The 22,594-nt window shown below is 65.1% G+C and carries 19 protein-coding genes; 10 read left to right on the top strand and 9 right to left on the bottom strand.

What is annotated here, in order from left to right; translation table 11 throughout:
* Window positions 1–47: 47 nt before the first annotated feature.
* The 5 genes from ftsZ (at window position 48) to ligA (ending at window position 8,139) form a co-directional block, all read left to right on the top strand.
* A complete protein-coding gene (gene ftsZ, locus K359_RS0108135) occupies window positions 48–1,829 on the top strand; it encodes a cell division protein FtsZ (RefSeq protein WP_029078899.1) in 1,782 nt (593 codons plus the stop codon).
* Between the two features lie 348 nt (window positions 1,830–2,177).
* The gene (lpxC, locus tag K359_RS0108130; RefSeq protein WP_029078898.1) at window positions 2,178–3,140 is read left to right on the top strand and encodes a UDP-3-O-acyl-N-acetylglucosamine deacetylase; all 963 of its coding nucleotides are present in this window, start codon (window positions 2,178–2,180) and stop codon (window positions 3,138–3,140) included.
* Window positions 3,141–3,384: 244 nt separating this feature from the next.
* Window positions 3,385–4,293, top strand: a complete 909-nt coding sequence (locus tag K359_RS0108125; protein ID WP_029078897.1) for an outer membrane protein assembly factor BamD — start codon at window positions 3,385–3,387, stop codon at window positions 4,291–4,293.
* A 13-nt stretch (window positions 4,294–4,306) separates the two neighbouring features.
* Window positions 4,307–5,977: a DNA repair protein RecN gene (gene recN, locus K359_RS0108120; protein WP_029078896.1), complete on the top strand. Its 1,671-nt coding sequence runs from the start codon at window positions 4,307–4,309 to the stop codon at window positions 5,975–5,977.
* 8 nt (window positions 5,978–5,985) lie between these two features.
* Complete coding sequence (ligA, locus tag K359_RS0108115) at window positions 5,986–8,139, top strand: NAD-dependent DNA ligase LigA (RefSeq protein ID WP_029078895.1); 2,154 nt, start codon at window positions 5,986–5,988, stop codon at window positions 8,137–8,139.
* A gap of 152 nt (window positions 8,140–8,291) precedes the next feature.
* On the opposite strand, the gene K359_RS0108110 is transcribed toward ligA, so the two are convergent.
* Together K359_RS0108110 and K359_RS0108105 are read right to left on the bottom strand one after the other, a co-directional pair.
* Window positions 8,292–9,584: a multidrug effflux MFS transporter gene (locus tag K359_RS0108110; RefSeq protein WP_029078894.1), complete on the bottom strand. Its 1,293-nt coding sequence runs from the start codon at window positions 9,582–9,584 to the stop codon at window positions 8,292–8,294.
* 184 nt (window positions 9,585–9,768) lie between these two features.
* Window positions 9,769–11,598 carry an aminopeptidase P family protein gene (locus K359_RS0108105; protein ID WP_029078893.1) on the bottom strand — a complete coding sequence of 610 codons (1,830 nt, stop codon included), beginning with the start codon at window positions 11,596–11,598 and terminating at the stop codon, window positions 9,769–9,771.
* Between the two features lie 240 nt (window positions 11,599–11,838).
* Here K359_RS0108105 and K359_RS0108100 point away from each other — a divergent pair, with 240 nt between their 5' ends.
* Window positions 11,839–12,027 (top strand): hypothetical protein, encoded by a 189-nt coding sequence (locus K359_RS0108100; protein WP_029078892.1) that lies wholly within the window; start codon window positions 11,839–11,841, stop codon window positions 12,025–12,027.
* A 7-nt stretch (window positions 12,028–12,034) separates the two neighbouring features.
* Here the strand turns inward: K359_RS0108100 and K359_RS61140 are convergent, their stop codons facing one another.
* The 3 genes from K359_RS61140 to K359_RS0108085 all read right to left on the bottom strand — a co-directional run bounded on the left by K359_RS61140 (window position 12,035) and on the right by K359_RS0108085 (window position 13,773).
* On the bottom strand, window positions 12,035–12,304 hold the full coding sequence (locus K359_RS61140; RefSeq protein ID WP_156928410.1) for a hypothetical protein: 270 nt from the start codon (window positions 12,302–12,304) through the stop codon (window positions 12,035–12,037).
* A gap of 79 nt (window positions 12,305–12,383) precedes the next feature.
* Window positions 12,384–12,887 (bottom strand): hypothetical protein, encoded by a 504-nt coding sequence (locus tag K359_RS0108090; RefSeq protein WP_029078891.1) that lies wholly within the window; start codon window positions 12,885–12,887, stop codon window positions 12,384–12,386.
* 1 nt (window position 12,888) lies between these two features.
* Complete coding sequence (locus K359_RS0108085) at window positions 12,889–13,773, bottom strand: 50S ribosomal protein L11 methyltransferase (protein WP_029078890.1); 885 nt, start codon at window positions 13,771–13,773, stop codon at window positions 12,889–12,891.
* A 170-nt stretch (window positions 13,774–13,943) separates the two neighbouring features.
* Between K359_RS0108085 and K359_RS0108080 the strand changes: the two genes are divergently transcribed.
* On the top strand, window positions 13,944–14,108 hold the full coding sequence (locus K359_RS0108080; RefSeq protein ID WP_029078889.1) for a Flp family type IVb pilin: 165 nt from the start codon (window positions 13,944–13,946) through the stop codon (window positions 14,106–14,108).
* A 267-nt stretch (window positions 14,109–14,375) separates the two neighbouring features.
* On the opposite strand, the gene K359_RS0108075 is transcribed toward K359_RS0108080, so the two are convergent.
* Window positions 14,376–15,977, bottom strand: coding sequence for an NAD(P)/FAD-dependent oxidoreductase (locus tag K359_RS0108075; protein WP_029078888.1), 1,602 nt, complete (start codon window positions 15,975–15,977; stop codon window positions 14,376–14,378).
* Between the two features lie 179 nt (window positions 15,978–16,156).
* On the opposite strand from K359_RS0108075, the gene K359_RS0108070 reads away from it, so the two are divergent.
* A complete protein-coding gene (locus K359_RS0108070; RefSeq protein ID WP_029078887.1) occupies window positions 16,157–18,421 on the top strand; it encodes a fused MFS/spermidine synthase in 2,265 nt (754 codons plus the stop codon).
* A gap of 228 nt (window positions 18,422–18,649) precedes the next feature.
* On the opposite strand, the gene K359_RS0108065 is transcribed toward K359_RS0108070, so the two are convergent.
* Window positions 18,650–19,237 carry a TetR/AcrR family transcriptional regulator gene (locus K359_RS0108065; RefSeq protein ID WP_029078886.1) on the bottom strand — a complete coding sequence of 196 codons (588 nt, stop codon included), beginning with the start codon at window positions 19,235–19,237 and terminating at the stop codon, window positions 18,650–18,652.
* 138 nt (window positions 19,238–19,375) lie between these two features.
* Here K359_RS0108065 and K359_RS0108060 point away from each other — a divergent pair, with 138 nt between their 5' ends.
* Window positions 19,376–19,933 (top strand): DUF308 domain-containing protein, encoded by a 558-nt coding sequence (locus tag K359_RS0108060; RefSeq protein WP_029078885.1) that lies wholly within the window; start codon window positions 19,376–19,378, stop codon window positions 19,931–19,933.
* A gap of 94 nt (window positions 19,934–20,027) precedes the next feature.
* Here the strand turns inward: K359_RS0108060 and K359_RS0108055 are convergent, their stop codons facing one another.
* Entirely contained in the window at window positions 20,028–20,879 is an 852-nt protein-coding gene (locus K359_RS0108055; protein WP_029078884.1) for an alpha/beta fold hydrolase, read from the bottom strand.
* A 258-nt stretch (window positions 20,880–21,137) separates the two neighbouring features.
* Window positions 21,138–21,929 (bottom strand): L,D-transpeptidase, encoded by a 792-nt coding sequence (locus K359_RS0108050; RefSeq protein WP_029078883.1) that lies wholly within the window; start codon window positions 21,927–21,929, stop codon window positions 21,138–21,140.
* A gap of 302 nt (window positions 21,930–22,231) precedes the next feature.
* On the opposite strand from K359_RS0108050, the gene K359_RS0108045 reads away from it, so the two are divergent.
* Window positions 22,232–22,561 (top strand): hypothetical protein, encoded by a 330-nt coding sequence (locus K359_RS0108045; protein ID WP_029078882.1) that lies wholly within the window; start codon window positions 22,232–22,234, stop codon window positions 22,559–22,561.
* Window positions 22,562–22,594: the final 33 nt, after the last annotated feature.

Here is a 22,594-nt window from a genome sequence, read left to right as displayed (position 1 = left end):
CCCGTGGCCGGGGCGAACCCACGCGCGCGTAATCGAGAGAGGCAACCATGGCACTCAATCTGACACCCCCTGACATCAGCGAGCTGAAACCGCGGATCACTGTCTTCGGCGTCGGTGGCGCGGGTGGCAATGCCGTCAACAACATGATCACCGCCGGGTTGCAGGGCGTCGACTTCGTCGTCGCCAACACCGACGCACAGGCGCTGACCATGTCGAAGGCGCAGCGCATCGTCCAGATGGGCACCCAGGTCACTCAGGGCCTCGGCGCCGGTTCGCAGCCCGATGTCGGTGCCGCGGCCGCGCAGGAGGTCATGGACGAGCTGCGCGATCACCTCACCGGCGCCAACATGGTGTTCGTCACCGCCGGCATGGGCGGCGGCACCGGCACCGGTGCTGCGCCCGTGATCGCCAAGGCGGCCCGCGAAATGGGGATCCTCACGGTCGGCGTGGTCACGAAGCCGTTCCACTTCGAGGGCCAGCGCCGCATGCGCACCGCCGAGCACGGTATTTCCGAGCTGCACAAGGTGGTCGACACGCTGCTGATCATCCCGAACCAGAACCTGTTCCGGGTCGCCAACGAGAAGACCACCTTCGCCGACGCCTTCGCGATGGCCGACCAGGTGCTGTACTCGGGCGTCGCCTGCATCACCGACCTGATGGTCAAGGAAGGCCTGATCAACCTCGACTTCGCCGACGTCCGCGCCGTGATGCGGGAAATGGGCAAGGCGATGATGGGCACCGGCGAAGCCACCGGCGAGAAGCGCGCGCTGACCGCAGCCGAAGCTGCGATCGCCAACCCGCTGATCGACGATAGCTCGATGAAGGGCGCCCGCGGCCTCCTGATCTCGATCACCGGCGGCAAGGATCTGACCCTGTTCGAGGTCGACGAAGCCGCGACCCGCATCCGCGAGGAAGTCGATGCCGACGCCAACATCATCGTCGGCGCCACCTTCGACGAATCGCTCGACGGCGTCATTCGCGTTTCGGTGGTCGCAACCGGCATCGAGCAGGCGGCGATCGCCTCCCGTGCCGCGGCGCCCGCGCAGCAGTCGGGCGGCTCGCCGGAGAGCCGGCTGGCCGATCTGACTGCCCGCCTGCGGGCCGACAACCAGCGCATGGCCGAGCGTTCCCAGAAGCTGGAGCCGCCGACCGGCGTGACGGTCGCGCCGATTGCGGCTCCTGCCGCCGCCCAGCAGCGTCCGGCCGTCGAGCGCGCAGCGCTCGCGGCGATCGCGGCCGCGGTGGCCCCTGACAGCGCATCGGCTCAGGCGCCGATGCAGCCGGGGTCCTATGGTGACGTCACCGTGCGGCCGATCGCCCAGAAGCCGACCTTGTTCCCCGACCACGAGGCAGCCAAGGCCGAGCAGCACGAGCCGATGCCGCCCGAGACCTTCATCCCGCAGGCTGCCGAGCGTTCGCCGGTCCGCGCCCCGCGGATGCCGAAGTTCGAGGATCTGCCGATGCCGGCACAGGCGGAGATCCGCCAGGCCCATGACGGTGAGGCGGAGCACCCGCAGAAGACCCGGCTGTCGCTGCTGCAGCGGCTGGCCAATGTCGGCCTCGGCCGCCGCGACGAGGAGACCGAGCCGCCGATCGCGGCCCGCGCCTCCAATCCAGCGATGCCCGCGATGCCGCCGCTGCCCGACCGCAAGCAGGCCCGCAGCGTCGCGCAGCAGATATCGGCGAACGAATCGCCGGTATCGGAATATGCGAAACGTCCGGCGCCGCAGGGATTGGACGCTCATGGCCGCCCGGCACCTGTTGCGCCAACGCCACAGGGTGACGACCATCTTGATATCCCGGCCTTCCTGCGCCGGCAGGCAAACTGAAGTTTGTTACAACCTTGGCGACAAAGAAGGCCTCGGCGGGGAACCGCCGGGGCCTTCTCCTTTGTGCGGGCAGGCGATTGTGATTGCCAAACAAGCAACTGATTTTAAATCATTAATTATTCTTTCGGTGATCTGATGGCCGCGCTTCGAGGGCCGGTTTCGTTGCCGCAATTAGGTTAACCTTGGGCGTGAATGCGGCCGAGATGGGGTAACAATCGGTAAAGAAGCGTGAGTTGGCGCGGTTTAGGAAATCACTATGGTCTGCCGTGACTTGGGGAGCTCAAGCGAGTCGGCCTGGGGAAATTTGGCCACTTGAATTGAGTGAAGTCGGGTAGTGGGCATTATCGAATGAAGTTCAGCCGTCAAACCACGCTTCGGTCGCAAGCCACCGTGACTGGCGTAGGCGTTCATTCCGGTCTTCCTGTCAGTCTTACCTTGGGACCGGCGCCCGTTGATTCGGGTTTTATTTTTGTCCGCACCGGTCTCGACGGTGCCGACCGCGAAGTCGCCGCCACCGTTGACGCTGTGATCGCAACCGAGTTCGCGACGGTGCTGGGTGACCGCGAAGGGCCGCTGGTTTCGACCGCGGAACACGTGCTCGCTGCGCTGCGCGGCATGGGCGTCGACAACGCCACCATCGAAATCGACGGGCAGGAAGTTCCGATCATGGACGGCAGCGCTGCGGCGTTCGTCGCAGCGATCGATCAGGCCGGCATCGTGACCCAGCCCGCCGTCCGCCGCTTCATCCAGGTGCTGAAGCCGGTGCAGGTCAAGATCGGCGACGCAATGGGCGAACTGCGTCCGTTCGCCGGCGGGTTCCGCGCTGAAGTCGAGATCGAATTCACCAACAAGGTGATCGGCCACCAGACCTTCTCGTTCGACCTTTCGCCGGAAGGCTTCCGCCGCGATGTCGCCCGTGCCCGCACCTTCGGCTGCATGAACGACGTGGCGCGGCTGTGGGGCGCGGGCTTCGCGCTCGGCGCCTCCTTCGACAACACCGTGGTGTTCGACGAGGCCCGCCTGCTCAACACCGAGGGCCTGCGCTACGCCAATGAGTGCGCTCGCCACAAGGTGCTCGACGTGATCGGCGATCTCGCGCTGGCCGGTCTGCCGCTGCTCGGCAGCTACCGTTCGGTCCGGGGCGGTCACAAGCTCAACAACGCGGTGCTGAAGGCGCTGCTCTCCGACCGCAGCGCCTGGCGAGTGGTCGAATCGGAAACCGCCCGGCGGCCGGTCCGTGGCCATGTCGAGGCCGGTGCAAGCACGGTGGGCGGCCTTGTCTCCCCGGCCTATGGTCCGGACGTGTCCTGATCGCCGCAGGCGGTCAGCCCCAATTTCCGTAGTAACCACAGCAGGCTGTGCGCTTCGTCGTGCCGCCTTATTCCGGGCGGAATGGCTTCGTATTCGGTTGGTCCGAGGTCATTTTTCGGCTAAACAGGCCCGCGGTTGCGAGTGACGGCACCAAAGCCACGGGTAATATTGCATCCATGACCGCGGTTCATGGGTGGAGTGGGGTCGCCGTTAACCGCATCAAAGGCGTCAGGTTTTACAATCCATGTCGGCAATGCGTATGGCGCTCGAACCACGCTCCTCTTCTGACGTCTCCGGCCTGACCAAGGCCGCGCGCACGCTGCGTTTTGCGGCGGGCCTGATCGTGCTGGCATTGCCGCTCTCAGGCTGCGGCACCGGCGCGCTGTGGGACAAGTTCATGGCCAAGGACGACACCTTCGTCGATGAGCCCGCGGACAAGCTCTACAATGAGGGCTTGTACATGATGAACGAGAAGAAGGACCTGAAGGCCGCCTCGAAGAAGTTTGAGGAAGTCGACCGTCAGCATCCCTATTCGGATTGGGCGCGCAAGTCGCTGTTGATGTCGGCCTATTCGTTCTACCAGGCCGGCGACTATGACAGCTGCATCGGCTCTGCCACGCGCTACGTCACGCTGCATCCCGGCAGCCCGGACGCATCCTACGCCCAGTACCTGATCGCGGCATCGCATTTCGACCAGATCCCGGACATCTCGCGCGACCAGGGTCGCACCGAGAAGGCGATCGCGGCGCTCGAAGAGGTGGTGCGCAAATATCCGACCTCGGAATACGCCACCCAGGCCAAGTCCAAGATCCAGGCCGCACGCGACCAACTCGCCGGCAAGGAAATGGCGGTCGGGCGCTATTACATCGAGAAGCGCGACTTCACCGCCGCGATTAACCGCTTCAAGACCGTGGTCACGCAGTACCAGACCACGCGCCACGTCGAAGAGGCGCTGTACCGGCTCACCGAGGCCTATATGGCGATCGGCATTGCCGGCGAGGCGCAGACCGCCGCCGCGGTGCTTGGCCACAATTTTCCAGACAGCCGCTGGTACAAGGACGCGTATAATCTAGTAAAGTCCGGCGGTCTCGAGCCGAGCGAGAATCAGGGTTCCTGGATCAGCAGGACCTTCAAGAAGATAGGTCTCGGCTAGGAATTGTCCTCGCATGCTGGCGCGTCTGTCGATCCGTGACATCGTCCTGATCGAACGGCTCGATATCGAATTTTCCCGTGGCCTCGCGGTGCTGACCGGCGAAACCGGCGCAGGCAAATCCATCCTGCTCGACGCCTTTGCGCTCGCGCTCGGCGGCCGCGGCGATGCCGGACTGGTGCGCCACGGCGCCGAGCAGGGCCAGGTCACCGCCACGTTCGATGTCCCGAAGGGGCATCCGGCGGCCAAAATCCTGGCCGAGAACGGCCTCGACGACACCGGTGAGATGATCCTGCGCCGCGTGCAACTCGCTGACGGCCGCACCCGCGCCTTCATCAACGACCAGGCGATCAGCGTGCAGACCCTGAAGGCGGTCGGCGCCGTTCTGGTCGAAATCCACGGCCAGCACGACGAGCGCGCCCTGGTCGACGCCTCCACCCACCGTCAGCTGCTCGATGCCTTCGCCGGCCATGAGAAGGACGTCGCGGCGCTGGAAGCGCTGTGGGATATCAGGCGGACCGCCAATGCCGACCTCGACGAACATCGCGCCGGCATGGAACGCGCCGCGCGCGAGGCCGATTACCTGCGCCATGCCTCCCAGGAGCTGAAGGCGCTGGCGCCGAAGGAGGGCGAGGAGACCGAGCTCGCCAACCGCCGCACCACCATGATGCAGGGCGAGAAGGTCGCCACCGATCTGCGCGAGGCGCAGGAGGCGATCGGCGGCTCGCATTCGCCGGTGTCGGCGCTGTCGGCCGCGGTGCGGCGGCTGGAGCGGCGCGCCGCCAATGCGCCCGGCCTGATCGAGCCCGCGGTGAAGGCGATCGACGTTGCGATCAATGCGCTGGAAGAGGCCGACCAGCATCTCCATGCCGCGCTGGCGGCGACCGATTTCGATCCGGCCGAACTCGAGCGCATCGAGGAGCGGTTGTTCGCGCTGCGTGCCGCCTCGCGCAAATATTCGACGCCGGTCGATCTGCTGGCCGCGCTGGCAGCGCAATACGCCGGCGACGTCGCGCTGATCGATGCCGGCGCCGACCAGCTGAAGAAGCTGGAAGCGGCCGCCCGCGAGGCCGACCAGCGCTACGCTGCTTCTGCCGTAAAACTGTCGGCGGCGCGCACCAAGGCGGCCGAGAAGCTCAACAAGGCCGTTAATGCCGAGCTCGCGCCGCTCAAGCTCGAGCGCGCGAAGTTCATGACCCAGGTCGAGAGCAACGCCGCCGCGCCGGGCCCGCAGGGCATCGACCGCGTCGAGTTCTGGGTCCAGACCAATCCGGGCACCAAGCCGGGACCGATGATGAAGGTCGCCTCCGGCGGCGAGCTGTCGCGCTTCCTGCTGGCGCTGAAGGTCGTGCTGGCCGATCGCGGCTCGGCGCCGACCCTGGTGTTCGACGAAATCGACACCGGCGTCGGCGGCGCGGTGGCGGATGCCATCGGCTCGCGGCTGGCACGTCTCGCCGGCAAGGTGCAGGTGATGGCGGTGACGCATGCGCCGCAGGTCGCGGCCCGCGCCAGCCAGCATCTCCTGATCTCCAAAGATGCGCTCGACAAGGGCAAGCGCGTCGCCACCCGCGTCAACGCGCTCGCCGCCGACCATCGCCGTGAGGAGATCGCGCGCATGCTGGCCGGCGCCGAGATCACCGCCGAGGCCCGCGCCGCGGCGGAGCGGCTGCTCAGGGCGGCGAGCTAGTCGCGCCCATGGCTGCCAAGGCGAAGAAAGCGCTGGTCGACGTCGACAAGCTCACCAAGGCGCAGGCCAAGGTCGAGCTGATGCGCCTTTCACTCGAGATCGAGGCTCACAACGAGCGCTACTACCAGAAGGACGCGCCGACCGTATCCGATGCGGCCTACGACGCCTTGCGGCGGCGCCTGGAAACGATCGAGGCCAAATTCCCCGATCTCGTCACCAAGGATTCGCCGACGCAGACGGTTGGCGCGGCGCCGGCTCGCGGCTTTGCCAAGGTGCAACATGCCGTTCCGATGCTGTCGCTCGGCAACGCATTCAGCGACGAGGACGTCACCGAATTCGTCGAACGTATCAGGCGCTTTCTCAAGCTGGATGCCGACCAGATTCCGGTGCTGGTCGCCGAGCCGAAGATTGACGGCCTGTCTCTCTCGCTGCGCTACGAAAATGGCGAGCTTGTCCGCGCCGCGACGCGTGGCGACGGCTTCACCGGCGAGGACGTGACCGCCAACGTCCGTACCATCAAGGACATTCCACACACCCTGAAGGGCCGCAACGTTCCGGCAGCCTGCGAAATGCGCGGTGAAGTCTATATGCTCAAGAAGGATTTTCTTGAGCTGAACAAGAAGCAGGCCGCGGCTGACGACACGATCTTTGCCAATCCGCGCAATTCGGCAGCGGGGTCGCTGCGTCAGAAGGACGTGTCGATCACCGCGTCGCGGCCGCTGAAATTCTTCGCCTACACATGGGGCGAGATGAGCGAGCCGCCCGCCGACACCCAGCACGGCATGCTGGAGTGGATGGACAAGGCAGGCTTTGTGGTCAATCCGCTGATCACGCTCTGCAAGAGCGTCGATGATGTCCTGAAATTCTACAACAAGATCGGCGAGGAGCGGGCCTCGCTCGGCTACGACATTGACGGCGTGGTCTACAAGGTCGACCGCCTCGACTGGCAGGAGCGCCTCGGATTCGTGTCGCGCAGCCCGCGCTGGGCGATCGCTCACAAATTTGCGGCCGAGCAGGCAACGACGATTCTCAGGGGGATCGATATCCAGGTGGGACGCACCGGCGCGATGACGCCGGTCGCGCGGCTCGAGCCGGTGACGGTCGGCGGCGTCGTGGTTTCGAATGCAACCCTGCACAACGAGGACTACATCAGGGGCATCGGCAACGACGGAAATCCGATTCGGGATGGCGTGGATCTCCGCGTCGACGACACGGTCGTCGTGCAGCGCGCCGGCGACGTCATCCCCCAGGTCGTCGGCGTTGTTCTGGACAAGCGGCCGAAGAGTGCAAAGCCGTACAAGTTTCCCGACACCTGCCCGGTGTGCGGCAGCCATGCGATTCGCGAGGAAGGTGAGGCGGTGCGCCGCTGCACCGGCGCACTGATCTGTCCGGCGCAGGCGGTCGAGCGGCTGAAGCATTTCGTGTCGCGGCTTGCCTTCGACATCGATGGTCTGGGCGAGAAGCAGATCCAGGAATTCTACGAGGACGGGCTGGTGATGTCGCCGGTCGACATCTTTACCCTTCGCGAGCGGGACGGGCGGTTGACCAGGAAGTTGATGGAGCGCGAGGGCTACGGCGAAACCTCGGTACGCAATCTGTTCGACGCGATCGATGCTCGCCGCAACATCGAGCTGCACCGGCTGATCTTTGCGCTCGGCATTCGCCATGTCGGGGAAGGCAACGCCAAGCTGCTGGCGCGGCACTACCACACGATCGAAAACTTCCGTGAGGCGATGCTGGCCGCCGCCAAGGGCAGCAAGGACGAAGAGAACGCCACCGAGGCCTACCAGGACCTCAACGATATCGATGGCATCGGCGAGATCGTCGCAGATGCGGTGGTCGAGTTCTTTGCAGAGCCGCGCAACGTCAAGGCGCTCGGCGAATTGTTGCACCAGATCGAGGTGAAGCCCGCCGAGCAGCCGCGCAACAGCTCGCCTGTTTCGGACAAGACCGTAGTGTTCACCGGCTCACTGACGAAATTCACCCGTGACGAGGCCAAGGCGATGGCAGAGCGTCTCGGCGCCAAGGTCGCGGGCTCGGTTTCCAAGAAGACGGATTATGTGGTGGCCGGTGAGGACGCGGGCTCCAAGCTGACCAAGGCGCGCGAGCTTGGCGTTGCGGTGCTGACCGAGGACGAGTGGCTGACGCTGATCGAGGAGTAGGGGCGCAGCGTCGCCGCACTCTCCGTTGTCGTCACCCGCGAATGCGGGTGATCCAGTATTCCAGAGACAGTCATTGTTGAGCGGATGGGCCGCGGCGTACTGGATCCCCGCATGCGCGGGGATGACGAGTTGAGGTGCGGCGCACGCACGCCTCACATCATCCCGCTCTCATCCTCCTCCGCCTGCGCGATCAGCTCTTCGCTCACCACCACATTCCGCCGCGGAACGATGAAGATCATGGTGCAGGCGCAGGCGATCGAGATCGCGAAGATTGCCGAGGTCAGCGGCAGCGTGGTGGTGGAGTGGCCGCCGAGATAGGCGCCGAACTGCGAGATCAGCGCGCCGATGCCCTGCTGCAGGAAGCCCATGGCGCCTGAGGCGGTGCCGGCGGCTTCGGGGCGGATGCTGATGGCGCCGGCGGCGGAATTGGCCATCACGAAGGCATTGGCGACCATCACGATCATCTGGGTGCCGAACAGCCAGAGCGGCGCCTGGTTTACTCCGGCAAAACTCCAGATCAGGTTCAAGAGGCTGCCGCCGAGCTGCAGCGCGAGGCCGAACCAGATCAGTTTCTCCAGCGAATGCCGCGGCGCGAAGCGCACGCAGAGCAGATTGCCGACGAAGTAGCCGAACCCGGTCATCGCGAACCACGCGCCATACTCGGCGCTGCTGCGGCCCATCTGGGTCACCACGATGTAGGGGCCGCCGCCGGCGAAGGCGAAGATGATCTGTGATGACAGCACCTGGCAGAGCAGATAGCCGACGAAGGCGCGGTTCGTTATCAGCTTGCCGAGGTCGCCGCGAAAGCTGGAGCTGTCGGCGCGGTCGCGCCGGGTCTCGGGCAGCGCCAGCGCAATGAAGATTGTGACGGTCAACGACGCCGCGGTGATCAGATAGAGGATCGCGCGCCAGCCGAATGCGGTCTCCAAGAGGCCACCGGTCAGCGGGCTCACCATCTGCGCGATCATCAGCGCGGCGACGACGAGGCTGATCATGGCGCCGACCCGCTCGCGCGGATAGAGATCGCGGATGATGGCGCGGCTGATCACCATGCCGCTGGCGCCGCCCAGCGCCTGGAAGAAGCGCGCCGCGATCAGCTGCGGCAGGGTCTCGGCGAACACCGAGCCGATGCCCGCCGCCACCATCAGGCCGAGGCCTGCGAGCAGCACCGGGCGGCGGCCAAACTTGTCGGACAGCGGCCCCATGATCAGCTGCGAGAGCGCAATGCCGACCATGTAGAGCGACACCGTCATCTGCGCGATAGAGATGTCGCGGCCGAAATTGGTCGCCAGCACCGGCAACGCGGGGACCAGCATATAGAGCGAGATCGGCGCGACGCCCGTCATCACGACGAGCATCAGCAGCATGACCTTCGATGTCGCGATGTTGTCCTTGATGTTGTCTTTGTTGTTGTCGCCGGGCGGCTTGCCCATCACGCCGTGCATTCAGGTCCGATCCAGCATTATGGAAAGACTGTAGCGTGCCCGTTCGCGCGGAATACGTGTGTTTTGGCATGCGCCCATGCGATTTCGAGAGGCGCTGCGGTGATGTTTCGTCTCGCGCAATAAACACACTGTCGTCCCGGCCTTCGCCGGGACGACGTCGAGTGTGTGGACGCTGCCCGCGCCGCTACTTCAGCACAGCCGTCGCCTCATCCAGCCACTGCTTCGTGGCGTTGTCGTCGAGATGCGGACGCACCACGCGCGCGACGCGGGCGTGGTAGTCGTTGAGCCAGGCCAATTCGTCTCGGCTCAGCAGGCTGACCTCGATCAGGCGGCGATCAATCGGCGCCAGGGTCAGCGTCTCGAAGGCGTTGACCGGCTTCTCGGCGCCGGCAATGTCGGTGCCGATCACGAGCTCGAGGTTCTCGATCCTTATGCCGTAGGCGTCGGTCTTGTAGTAGCCGGGCTCGTTGGACAGGATCATGCCGCGCTTCAGCGGCGTGGTGCCGAGCTTCGAGATCCTCGCCGGCCCTTCGTGCACTGAGAGATAGCTGCCGACGCCGTGGCCGGTGCCGTGCTCGAAATCGATCCCGGCCTGCCAGAGATATTGCCGCGCGAAGCTGTCGAGCTGCGCACCGGTGGTGCCGTCGGGGAAGATCGCGCGGGCGATCGCGATATGGCCGCGCAGCACGCGGGTGAAGCGGTCACGCATCTCGTCAACAGGTGTGCCGATCGCGATGGTGCGGGTGACGTCGGTGGTGCCGTCCTGATATTGCGCGCCGGAATCGATCAGCAGAAGATCGCCGGGCGCGATGCGGCGGTTGCTCTTGCGCGTCACGCGGTAATGCACGATGGCGCCGTTCGGCCCGGTGCCGGCGATGGTCGGGAACGAGACGTCCTTCAGCGCGCCGGTCTGGCGGCGGAACGTCTCCAGCGCCTCGACGGTGTCGATCTCGGTGAGGTGGCCCGAGGGCGCCTCCCGGTCGATCCAGGCGAGGAAGCGCGTCAGCGCCACCGCATCGCGCTGATGCGCTGACCGGGTGCCCTCGATCTCGGTGATGTTCTTCACCGCCTTCAGCAGGCTGACCGGGTCGTTGCCGCGCATCGGCTTGCCGCCGGCGCCAGCGATCAGGCGGCTCAGCGCGTCCGCGGCGGTCGCGCTGTCCAGCGCGATCGAGGCGCCGCGCTTGGCGAGCTCGGTGAGTTTTGGCGCCAGCGCCGCCGGCTCCTCGACATCGGCGGATTGCTCGATATGGTCGCGCGTCGCGTTCGACAGCTTGCGGTGATCGATGAACACCAGCGGCCGGCCGTCCTTCAGCACCAGCGCGTAGGACAGAGGCAGCGGCGTATGCGAGACGTCGGCGCCGCGGATGTTGAAGGCCCAGGCCACCGCGTGGCTGTCGGACAGTACCAGCGCATCGACCCCGAGCTTGTTGATCTCGAGCCGGATGCGCTTGAGCTTCTCGGCCTCGATCTCACCCGAAAACTGCGCACCGTGGATGCTGACCGGGCCGAGCGGTGGCGCCGGCCGCTCGCTCCAGATCGCATCGACCGGGTTGCGATCGACGGCGACCAGTTCGGCGCCGGCCTTGGTGCAGGCCGTCGCCAGCCGTTCCGCTGCCGCAGAAGTGTGCAGCCACGGGTCAAATCCTAGGCGGTCGCCCGCTGAAAGGTGCCGCGTCAGCCAGTGCTCCGGCGGCGGCTCGACCAGCGGCTCGACCTGCCAGGCCTTGGCGTCGACCTGCTTGGCGGCCTGCAGGGTGTAGCGGCCGTCGACGAACAGGGCGGCCTGCTTGCTCAGCACGATCGCGAGCCCGGCCGATCCTGTGAAGCCGGTCAGCCAGGCGAGCCGCTCCTCGGACGCCGCAACATACTCATTCTGCTGCTGGTCGGCGCGCGGAACCACAAACCCGGTCAGCTTGCGCCGCACCAGTTCCTCGCGTAGCGCGCTCAAGCGCGCGGTCAGCGCCACGCCGCCTTCAGGCTCTTCGAACGTCTGGAAATGGGCTTCGAACATCGCTGTCGCACTCTCTTCGGATGGCGCATGATCTTCGCGCAAACGCGGCGCCTTTGTCGCGCCGGAAAGCCGGTTGTCCACCTTGCGCCACGCGGTCAGGCCTGACCATTATTTTGGCATAACTTATGCTTGAATCGTGGCATAGTGGAAATGACCGGACGATGTCCACTTCGCGTCCTTGGTCAAAGCGTACGGGGGGGTGTCCAGGAGTGTCTCAACTCAACGGTGAGGAGATGCACGATGCCTGCATTTTCGTTTGAGAAGATCTCGCCGCCAGTCCCTCGCGGACCGGTCGCGCCGATCGAACAGAAGCAGCGTGGCGTCATCGTCCAGATGCTTGACCGTTTTGTCGAGGCGCGTGCCAGGCGTGCAGCCAGTCAGGACAAGGTCGAGAAGACTCCCGGCCGCGATCCTGCGCCGTCCAAATAGCTCTCCTTCAATCGTCGTGACGCTGGCCGAGGTACACGCCCCGGTCCCGGTCTTCGTACTCCAGAGGATATGATCCGCTGGGCCAGCCACGCTCGCGGCCGTCACTGCGTACCCGCGGCCGGCTGTCATGACGCCCGGTTGGATAACCGCGATAGGGTTCGCCGGCATGGCTGCGGTCGCTGACGGGGCGGATGCCGCCTCCTCGGGCGTTGGTGACCGCCGCAGACGCGACAGCGAAGATCGCCGCGATGGTGAAAGCGCGAGTGGGACGTTTCATGCGGACGGTCTCCTTCGCAGAGATCACGAACAGGATCGCGGACCAACGCTTGATGATGCCTGCCGTTGCAAGGGTCTGACTATCCCAGGTCCGACGCCTTCGCCACGGTCACGTTGACGACCCTGGTGCCGTCGAGCTCGCGCACGATCCGCTCATCGGGGCCGACGATCCCCAGATCGAATTCGCGCTCCGCCGTCACCAGCGTGATGTGCTGACCGGCGATGACGACGACGGTCATGTCGAGCGTCTCGCCGGACAGCGCCCATTCCCTCAGTTCGTTGCGAAACGGCTCCCTGCGCCAGGCGTCCGGGAAGCCCGGATCGCATCTGACCTCGAGGCCGTCGTCCGATGTGGTCAGGACCAGCTTCGACCGGGAGGGCTTCCAGTGCTCCTCCAGCAGCTCGTTGACGAGCCAGACGCAGCTGAACGAGCGGCATTCCGCCGGCCGGCTCGGGTAGATCCGGCAGCCGCGCCCCGGCTTGCAATGCGGGCACCAGGCGTTGGCGGGCTTCGCCAGTTCCTCGATCGCCATTACCTTGCAGCAGAGCGTGCAGTCGCCGCACTGTCTGCCGGGCGCGGTCATGTCACCTCACCGAGCGTAGCAGCAGGCTGCTCCAGCCCTCGATTCTGAGATGCCGCAGCGGCACCAGCCCGCGGGCGCGGTAGGCGGCGATGACAGCCGGCGCCTGGTGGGTCAGCAGGCCGGAGAGGATGACCTGTGCCGACGAAGCGAGGTGGCGGGCCATCGGCCCCGCCAGCTGGCGCAGCGGATTGGCCAGGATATTGGCGAGCACCAGATCGAACGGCCCGTCCCCGGCAAAGCGCGGCGACGCAAAGCCGGTGGCGCGGATCACGTCGACCAGATGTCCTGCCCCATTCAGCCGGGCGTTCTCCTCGGCGACCTGGACGGACGGCGGATCGATATCGCTGGCCAGCACCCGGCCATGCAGCGCCTTGGCGGCGGCAATCCCCAGCACACCGGTTCCGGTGCCGAGATCGAGCACGCGCCGGGGCTGATACGCCTTCAGCACGTGGTCGAGCAGCAGCAGGCAGCCGCGCGTGGTGCCGTGGTGGCCGGTGCCGAAGGCGAGCGCCGCCTCGATCTCGATCCCGAGCTTGTTGGGCGGAATCCTGTGCCGGTCATGCTGGCCGTGGACGATGAAGCGGCCGGCCGCGACCGGGACAAGGTCTTCGAGGCTGGCCTTGACCCAGTCCTTTGCCTCAACAATATCAAAGACTAAAGTAGATGCGACATCCTGCCGCACCACCTGTCCGATCAACTCGCGCAGCAAGGATTGGTCCGGCGGGTCGGCAAAATGGACGGTGACGTCCCAGCGGCCGTCCGGCCGCTCGAAGGCTGCAAAGGCCGCCTGATCCTCGAAAAACAGCTCGGAAAGCGCATCAACCACGCGTTTTGCGGTCGATTCGTCTGACAGGGTGATGCTGGCGCGGTGTGTGGACGGGGTCATCGGAGGCCGGTAGCGCGGTTTTTGTTAAAATTTCAAGCTGGATTCATTCGAATATCGCGAGAATTGATAGGTTCCCGGTTCAGACAACCTTAGATGTTACCGTACTATACTGGTTCCGGAACCGGAACTCTCCCGTGTTCCAAGGCATCACAACCAAGGGCAGGGCTGCAATGAAGGCTTTTATCGTTAGATTCTTGAAGAATGAATCCGGCGCGACCGCCATCGAATACGGACTGATCGCGACCGGCATTGCTATCGCCATCATCGCTGCGGTGAATGGCGTCGGTACGGCGCTGAGCGGGACCTTCAACTCGATCAGCGGTTCCCTGAAGTAATTGGCAGACGGCGTTCTCGAGCAAACACCGGGCAACGACGCCCGGTGTTTTCTTTTTTGAACAGGCCGTCCACAGAGTTCCACGCAACTTGCCAACGGGATATGCGGGGCGTTGTCCCCGGGTTGTCAGCGACTGCTGCACAGCCAGTCCACCGGGATTTCCTCCGGCATTCCCGCGCAGCGCACCGCGGTTCACCCACAACCGACCCACAGCTTCTCAACAGACCTGTCCACAGCTTGCCCTCCGCAGCGTGTGATCCGTCGTGCCCTATGCGAACAGCGCGCGATGGTCGGCCAGGATGGCGCGCGCGGCATTGTGGCCGGGGGCGCCGGTGACGCCGCCGCCGGGATGGGCGCCGGAACCGCAATGGTAGAGGCCGCGGAGCGGGCCGCGGTAGTCGGCATGGCCGAGCATCGGCCGCGCCGAGAACAGCTGGTTCAGCGTCAGCGCGCCGTGGAAGATGTCGCCGCCGAGCAGGCCGAACTGCCGTTCGAGGTCGAGCGGCGACAGCATCTGGCGGCCGACCACGGCGGCCGCGAAGCCGGGGGCGTAGCTGTCGACGGTTGCGATCATCAGATCGGCGACCTCCTCGCGATGGTCGTCCCAGGATTTGCCGTCCGGCAATTGCGGCGCGACGTGTTGGCAGAACAGGCTCGCGACATGCTGGCCCGGCGGGCTCAGGCTGTCGTCGAGCGTCGAGGGGATCAGCACTTCGACGACGGGCGCGCGGCTCCAGCCGAAGTCGCGCGCGTCGCGCCAGGCGCGATCCATGTAGCCGAGACTTGGGGCGATGATGATTCCCGCAGTGAGGTGATCACCGGGGCCGGGCAGCGCGGTGAACGAGGGTAGGGCGCTGAGCGCCACGTTCATTCTGAACGTGCCGGAGCCATTCTGCCATCGCGAGATGCGCGCGAGGAACTCGGATGCCAGAGCGCCTGCCGGCACCAGGCGCGTGTACAGCAGCTTCGGATTGACGTTCGAGACGACGTATCTGGCGCGGATGGTCTCGCCATTGTCGAGGATGACTCCAGTGGCGCGATCCTTCTCGACGATCACCTCGCGCACGCCGGCATCGGTCTCGATCTCGACGCCATGGCCGCGTGCGGCGCGCGCCATCGCCTGGGTGATCGCGCCCATGCCGCCGATCGCGTGGCCCCAGACCCCCTTCTTGCCGTTCACCTCGCCAAACGCATGGTGCAGCATCACATAGGCTGAGCCTGCGGCGTAGGGGCTGGCATAGTTGCCAACGATGGCGTCGAAGCCGAACAGCGCCTTGACGAGGTCGCTCTCGAAACGCTCGTCGAGCATCTCGCCGGCCGAGCGCGTGAACAGATCGAGCAGGTCGCGCTGCTGCTCGAGCGACAGCCGCCGCAGGATGTTGGCGGTGCCGAGCGCGTTGAAGGCCTCGCTCACCGCACCGATGCCAAAGCCCTCGACAAGGTTCGGCGGCGCGCGCAGCACGAATTGCCGCAGCACGTCGGCGATGGCTTCGAGTTCCCCGGAGAACACGCCGATTGCACCCGCGTCGTGCTGGCTGAGCTTCGCGACCGATTGCTGGGTGCGGCCTTCGCCGGTCAGCAAATAGCTGCCGTCGGTCGCGGGGAGGAAGTTCTGGGCGCGCCGCTCGACGATCCTGAGGCCATGATCGGCAAGTTTCAGGTCAGACATGATTTGCGGGTTGAGCAAACTCACCGTGTAGGCGGCAACCGAATTGCGGAATCCCGGACAGAACTCCTCGGTGACAGCGGCGCCGCCGACCACCTTGCGGCGTTCCACGACCTTGACCCGCAGCCCTGCCATCGCAAGATAGGCCGCGCAGGTGAGGCCGTTGTGCCCCGCACCGATGATGACGACGTCTGTCTCGTTCATGTCCGCTTCAAGAAGCAGTGATTAGAGCACGTGCTGTGGCGCCGCAGCGCCCGGTCGTCAAGTCCGCGTGACCGTGGTTTCTTGTCCGTGCTACTGCCTTATGCTCAATTCTCCTCCTCTGGTGCGCTGCCGCCGGACCGTCCGCCTCCGGCGCCCGCCGGGTCCATGCCGGAGCTTTCATGACATCTGAGCCGTCCGCCTCGCGAAACCGGCTGGTGCTGGTCGTCTACACCGCTGCGATCTTTGTCAGTGCCCTGTTGCTGTTCTCGGTGCAGCCGCTGTTCACCAAGATGGTGCTGCCGCGGCTCGGCGGCTCGCCGGCGGTGTGGTCGGTGGCGATGGTGTTCTTCCAGTCGCTGCTGCTCGGCGGCTATGCCTATGCGCATCTGCTGATGAAGCTGAACAGCCGTGTCGTGCCGATCGTGGTGCATCTCGTGCTGCTCGTCATTGCGTTGCTGACACTGCCGCTGTCGATCAAGAGCGGCTGGGGCGAGCCGCCGACTTCAGGCTATGCGATCTGGCTGCTCGGCCTGTTCGTGGTCTCGATCGGCCTGCCGTTCTTCGCGCTCGCCGCCAACAATCCGCTGCTGCAGGCCTGGTTCGTGCGCACCGGCCACCCCAACGGCCCCGACCCGTATTTTCTTTACGCCTCCTCGAACATCGGCAGCTTCCTGGCGCTGTTGTCCTATCCGGTGCTGCTCGAGCCGATGTTAACGTTGCGGACCCAGAACCTGATCTGGACTGGCGGCTATGGTCTTTTGATCGTCCTGATCGCGGGCTGCGGCCTGCTGCTGTTGCGATCGCCGGCCAATGCCGCCGCGCTCAACATGCCGGCCGACGACGCAAACGCGACGGTGCCGTCCTGGCCGCAGCGGGCGCGCTGGATCTTCCTCGCCGCCGTGCCGTCCGGCCTCCTAATCGCGGTGACGGCGCATATCTCGACCGACGTCGCCGCAGCGCCCCTGCTGTGGGTGCTGCCGCTGTCGCTGTATCTGTTGACCTGGGTGCTGGTGTTCCAGTCGCGGCCGCTGCTACCGCACAAATGGATGCTGCTGGCGCAGCCGCTGGCGATCGCCGGCGTCGTGATCCTGCTCGCGGTCGGCGGCGAGCAGAACCTTCTGCTCACGCTCGGCGGCCATCAACTCTGCTTCTTCATCATCGCGATGGCCTGTCATGGCGAGCTCGCGCGCACCCGCCCGGCCGCGAAATACCTCACCGGCTTCTATGTCGCGCTGTCGTTCGGCGGCATGATCGGCGGCCTGTTCGCGGGACTTATTGCACCGTTTACTTTCTCCTGGGTCGCCGAATATCCGATCCTGCTGGCGCTCGCCGCGCTGTGCCGCCCGCCCGGCGGCGCCGAGCGGCTGCCGCGCTGGAGCGCCTGGTACTGGCCGTTCCTCGCGGTGCTGGCGGTGGCGCTGATCGCGCCATCCTGGTCGGCGGGCGACATCTTCAACTGGCTCGAGGACCGCAGGGTCTGGATAATAGGCGCCGTCGGCGTGCTCTCGGCGCTATTGGCGCTCGCGCTCAACGCCAATCGCTGGAAGATCTTCGCCACTGTCGTGGTCGCGCTGGTGGTGCTGCGCGCCTATCCGTCCGACGACGGCCGCGTCGAAACCGTGCGCAGCTTCTTCGGCGTGCACAAGATCGTGGTGACCCGGAACGGGCAGTATCACGTGCTGATGCACGGCACCACGATCCACGGCGCCGAGAAGTTCAGGAACGACGACGGTACGCCGGTCACCGGGCGGCCGGAGCCGATCAGCTACTATCACAAGGATGGCGGCATCGGGCAGGCGATCACAGCGATCCGCGAGCGCAAGGGCGCGCCGCTGAAGGTCGCGGTCATCGGGCTCGGCTCGGGGACGCTGACCTGCGCATCACAGCCCGGCGAGGACTGGCGCTTCTTCGAGATCGACCAGTCGATGGTCGATACCGCGCGCGACCCGAAATACTTCACCTACATCCAGAACTGCGAGCCGAACCTCAAGCCCGTGATTGGCGATGCGCGGCTGACCTTCGCCAAGGAGCCGGACGGCGTCTACGATCTCATCATCGTCGACGCCTATTCGTCGGACGCGATCCCGATCCATCTCGCGACCGAGGAGGCGATGGCGATCTACAAGGAGAAGCTGGCGCCGCAGGGCGCGGTCGTGATGCACGTCTCCAACCGCCATCTCGAACTGGCCAGCGTCGTGGTCGGCATCGCCGATGCCAACGACATGAAGAGCTGGGTCTACAGCGAGGATTCCGGCCGCGACAACGAGTACATTTTCTCGACCTCGGTGGTGGTCTCGGCGCGCGAGGAGGCCGATGTCGGCAAGCTCGCATCGTCTGACGTCTGGACCGAGACCGAAGCCGACGAGAAACAGCGGGTCTGGACCGACGATTATTCGAACGTGCTGGGTGCGGTGTACCGCCGCTTGCGCGACGGCGAGCAATAGGCTTGAGGTTCACCTCTCCCCATCGGGGAGAGGTCGATTTGCGCAGCAAATCGGGTGAGGGGCCGCAGCTCCAACGAGAGACCGCAACCCCTCACCCGGCGCTACGCCAGAGCCGAAGCTTCGCTTCGGCGTTCTCTTCGTGGACGGCCGCCGCGGGCGGCCTATGCCTCTCCCAAGGGAGAGGTGAAGTTCGGCAGCCGCTTCGGCTCAAGATAACTTCATCCTGCTCTAGCGATCCGCTACCAGCAGCTTCGCGATCTGGGAGTTGACGATTACGACGAACAACTCGGGATCGTTGAACGCCCGCGCAGAGAGCATTGCGCCGTGGACCGATGCCATCAGCATCTGAGCCTCGTCTTCCGGCCGGTTGTTCAAGTGGAACAGGCGCTGCTCCGCGCCGGCCTGCAGCACCGACGTCAACCATCTTGCGAGACCATGGAAATGCGCCCGGACGCGTGAAGCGACCGGTTCCGGCAACATCGGCATCTCGCCGGCAAGCATCGCGCAGACGCAGAAAGGCAGCGAGGCATCCCGAATGCAGGTCTGCCAGAAGTTCAGATAAGACTGCAGCTGTTCGGCCGGGCTCGAGAACTGCTCCTGGAGCGACCTCAGGCCCAGTTCCGCCTGCCGCCTGTAGCGATCCACCAGCACCGAGACCAATTCGGCCTTGGTCGGGAAGTGATGGTGAATGCTCGCCTTCCTGATGCCGATCGCATCCGAAATGTCGGCATAGCTGAACGCGTTGTAGCCTCCCGCGACGATGAGAGACTGGGCGACATCGAGAATTTTTTCTGAGGTCGAAATCGTCGGGTTCATAATGGCGCCTACCTTCCAGTAGGTAAGCTTGTCAAGCTACCCCAGCTCTCCCGTCCCACACAAGAAGGTGTCCGAGCGTGGGATTGACTCAAAAGCTTTATCTACCTACTAGTAGGAAGGTAAGCAGGGAGCCTGTCAATGCAAAGCCACCTTTCGACCCAATCCGCCTGGTTGCGATCGTATTATTTCGGGCGCGCCATATTCTCGATCGCCTGGGTTGCCGCCGCCCTTCTGTTCAGCGGACAACCCGAGGTCACCGCGTTTCTACTCGTGATCTACCCGGCATGGGACGCCATCGCCAATCTGGCAGACGCCCGGGTCAATGGCGGCCTGAAGGCCAACCCATCCCAGGCATTGAACGTCGCGGTCAGCACGATAACGGCGCTCGCCGTGGTCGCAGCGGTTAGCCACAGCGCATATGCCGTGCTGGCCGTATTCGGAGTCTGGGCGATTCTTTCGGGTCTGCTGCAGTTGTACACGGGAGCAAGGCGCTGGCGTCATTACGGTGCGCAATGGGCAATGATCCTGAGCGGCGCGCAGTCGGCCCTCGCCGGTGGCTACATGATCAGCCAATCCATTGGCACCGTCGCGCCAACGATTCTGGACGTCGCTCCCTATGCGGGGTTCGGCGCGTTCTACTTCCTGGTGTCCGCAATCTGGCTCATAGCCATCACCTATCGCAACGCGCATGCGTAAGGGCGGCCTCGTCGCATCAGAGAGCCCGTAGGCACTGGAGCTTAGGTTCTGATTGAATCAGAACCTAAGCTCTAGCCGGCCGTTCGACCGCCCGTTACTTGTCGTCGGCTGCCGCCGCAGCCTTCTCCTTGTCCGGGCTTGACGCTGCGAGCAGCGGCATCGTCGGCGTGCTCTCGCCATTGTCCTCGTCGAGGAATTGCTCGACCCCGGCCTGGATCGACGACTTCGCGCTGTCGGGGCCGCGGTCGCTGAGGTCGTTGTGCTGGAATTCGGTTCGGACCACCTTGATGCCGAGCCGGGCGCAGGTCTCGTCGTCGGGCACGACGCCCGGGTCCGCCTTGAAATGAGGGTCCTTCGAGCGGAACGAGAGGATCTTGATCCTCGCGTCGGTGATGAAGGGGACGCGTAGATTGTCCAGCGTGACCACCTTCTTGACCAACTCGGGATGCTGCTTGGCGAAGAACATCGAGATGTCGCCGCCGTTGGAATGACCGATCAGCGTCAGCTGGCGATAGTTTGCGTTCGGATAAAGCTTCTTGAGCTCGTCGATCGCATACATGATGTTGAAGACGCCGCGATTGTATTGCATGCGGCGGCCGACATATTCCTCGCCGACCTTGGTCACCATCGGCGCATCGGTGTCGAGATCATGCTGGATGCTGACCACGAGGTAGCCGCGCGACGCGAACAGATTGGTGAGGAACGAATACTCGGTGTTCTTGACGGTGTTGCCGTGGCTCAGGATCGCGACCGGCAATTCGATCATCTCGGCCATCGCCTGCATCTGCCGGTCGCGGCGGACCGCCAGCTCGACCGTGACGTTACGGTCGTCGCGCAGGATGTCACTGAACGTCAGCGTCGTGTGACGGATCGCCCATCTGTCCGTCGTGAAATAGCCGGCCATCGCCACGACGCACAGGCAAAGGACAATGAAGCCCCGTTTCATTTCGACCTCTGATACTGCCTACGTGACCCGCGCCTGGCCCTGATCTCACCTGGGCATTCCGCGTGAAACGGCCTCCAGAGGCCAGGCGGGCGCTATTGCCGCCGAATATCGGGCTATTTTAACAATCGGATGACGAGGCAACGACGGGCCACCGCGGACGACGACGCGGGCGCTTTGCAGCGGTCACAAGCGGGTGAGGGGATCGTGAACTGAAGGCGCGCGGCCTGCAGCGCCGTCAGTTGATCAGGAGACTGCGTCTCAGTCCTGATAGTTGTTGCCGTAGAAGCCGCGCTGCTGCTGGTAGTACGGCCGCGGCTGGTAATTGCCCTGCGGCGCCGGCGCGTAGCCCTGGTTGCCGTAGTATTGCTGCTGGCCATAGCCCTGCGCGTCGTAGACGCGGCGGCTTGACGGCGGCGCCGGGTAGCGCTGCGCAGTCGAGCTGCCGTCGGCCGGATAGATGTAGCCGTCGTCGGCGCGGGCCTGCGCCGGATATTCGCGCGGCTGCGGCGTCAGCACGACGGGATCGCCGGCGGCGGCGGTGCCGTACTGCTCATCTTGCTGCGGCGCGCGGCGGGCGACGGCGGTGCCGTTGCGCCCACGCGGATTGCGCGCCAGTGCGACCTGGGATGAGCCGGTCAGCGTCACCGTGGTGTTGAGCACGCCTTGCTTCTGGACCAGTGCGTAGAGCGTCGTTGCGTTGTCGCGCGACAGCCGCACGCAGCCATGCGAGGCCGGTGTGCCCAGGCGGTTCACCGAGTCGGTGCCGTGAATCGCGTGCCCGATCTTGGTGAAGAAGATCGAATGCGGCATCGGCGCGTCGTCGAATTCCTTGGAATAGTGGTCCTCTTCCATGCGGAAGGCGCGGAAGGTGCCGTTCGGCGTCTCGCGCGAGGGGATGCCGCTCGAGACCGGCCAGTGATAGCGCGCGACGCCGTCGACCGCGACGGTCATCTGCTGGTTGTCCTTGTCGATGGTGATATCGACCTTGGCCTGCGCGGCGCCGGCCGCAAAAAACATCACGGAAGTGAACGCAATGAGGAACGAACGCATTTTACCTTTGGCCTCCAGGCCTGATCGCGATGCCGCGGCTCTCCGTCCCCGGCAACCAATATGCACGGAATCCGAACTTGGTTCCAGTCGCGGACCCAGGCCATCGTTAAGCGCCATCGTTAATCCCGCGCACGGCGCAAACAAGGCCGAAGCCGGGCCTGCCGGTCGCGGCGGCCTGACTTTTTCGCGAGCAGGCCGCGACGATGCCCGCAATTGGCCGCCAACACGCAACCATCTGGCCGCATGGGCGTTTCACAATCCCGCCCCGGCGGCGCAATCGCGCCGAGCTTCAAGGAATCCAGATGAACAATACCAAGGTTAAGACCGCGGCCGTCGTCCCCGCCGGCCTCTCCGCGCGGCTCCTGCTTGCGGCCGCAGCCCTCGCATTGACGCTGGTGGCAGTCCCCCATCCCGGCCATGCCCAGGGCATCGTCCGCGGGGCCCATGAGGGTGCCTATGAAGGCAACCGGGTCGCCGGCCCGGTGGGCGGCGTGGTCGGTGGTGCCGTCGGCGCTGGTGTCGGCGGCGCCATGGGCGCGGTCAAGGGCGTGTTCGGCATCCCGGATCGCGGCTACCGCCGTGGCCACCGCTGCCGCGGCTATTACCGCCACGGCCATTTCCATTGTTATTGAGACGGTGACCGTCATTCCGGGGCATCCGAAGCA

Origin of the sequence: Bradyrhizobium sp. th-b2 (genome assembly GCF_000426785.1) — a bacterium.
Classification (GTDB): Bacteria; Pseudomonadota; Alphaproteobacteria; order Rhizobiales; family Xanthobacteraceae; genus Bradyrhizobium; species Bradyrhizobium septentrionale.
This window is presented reverse-complemented; position numbering and strand designations above follow the sequence as displayed.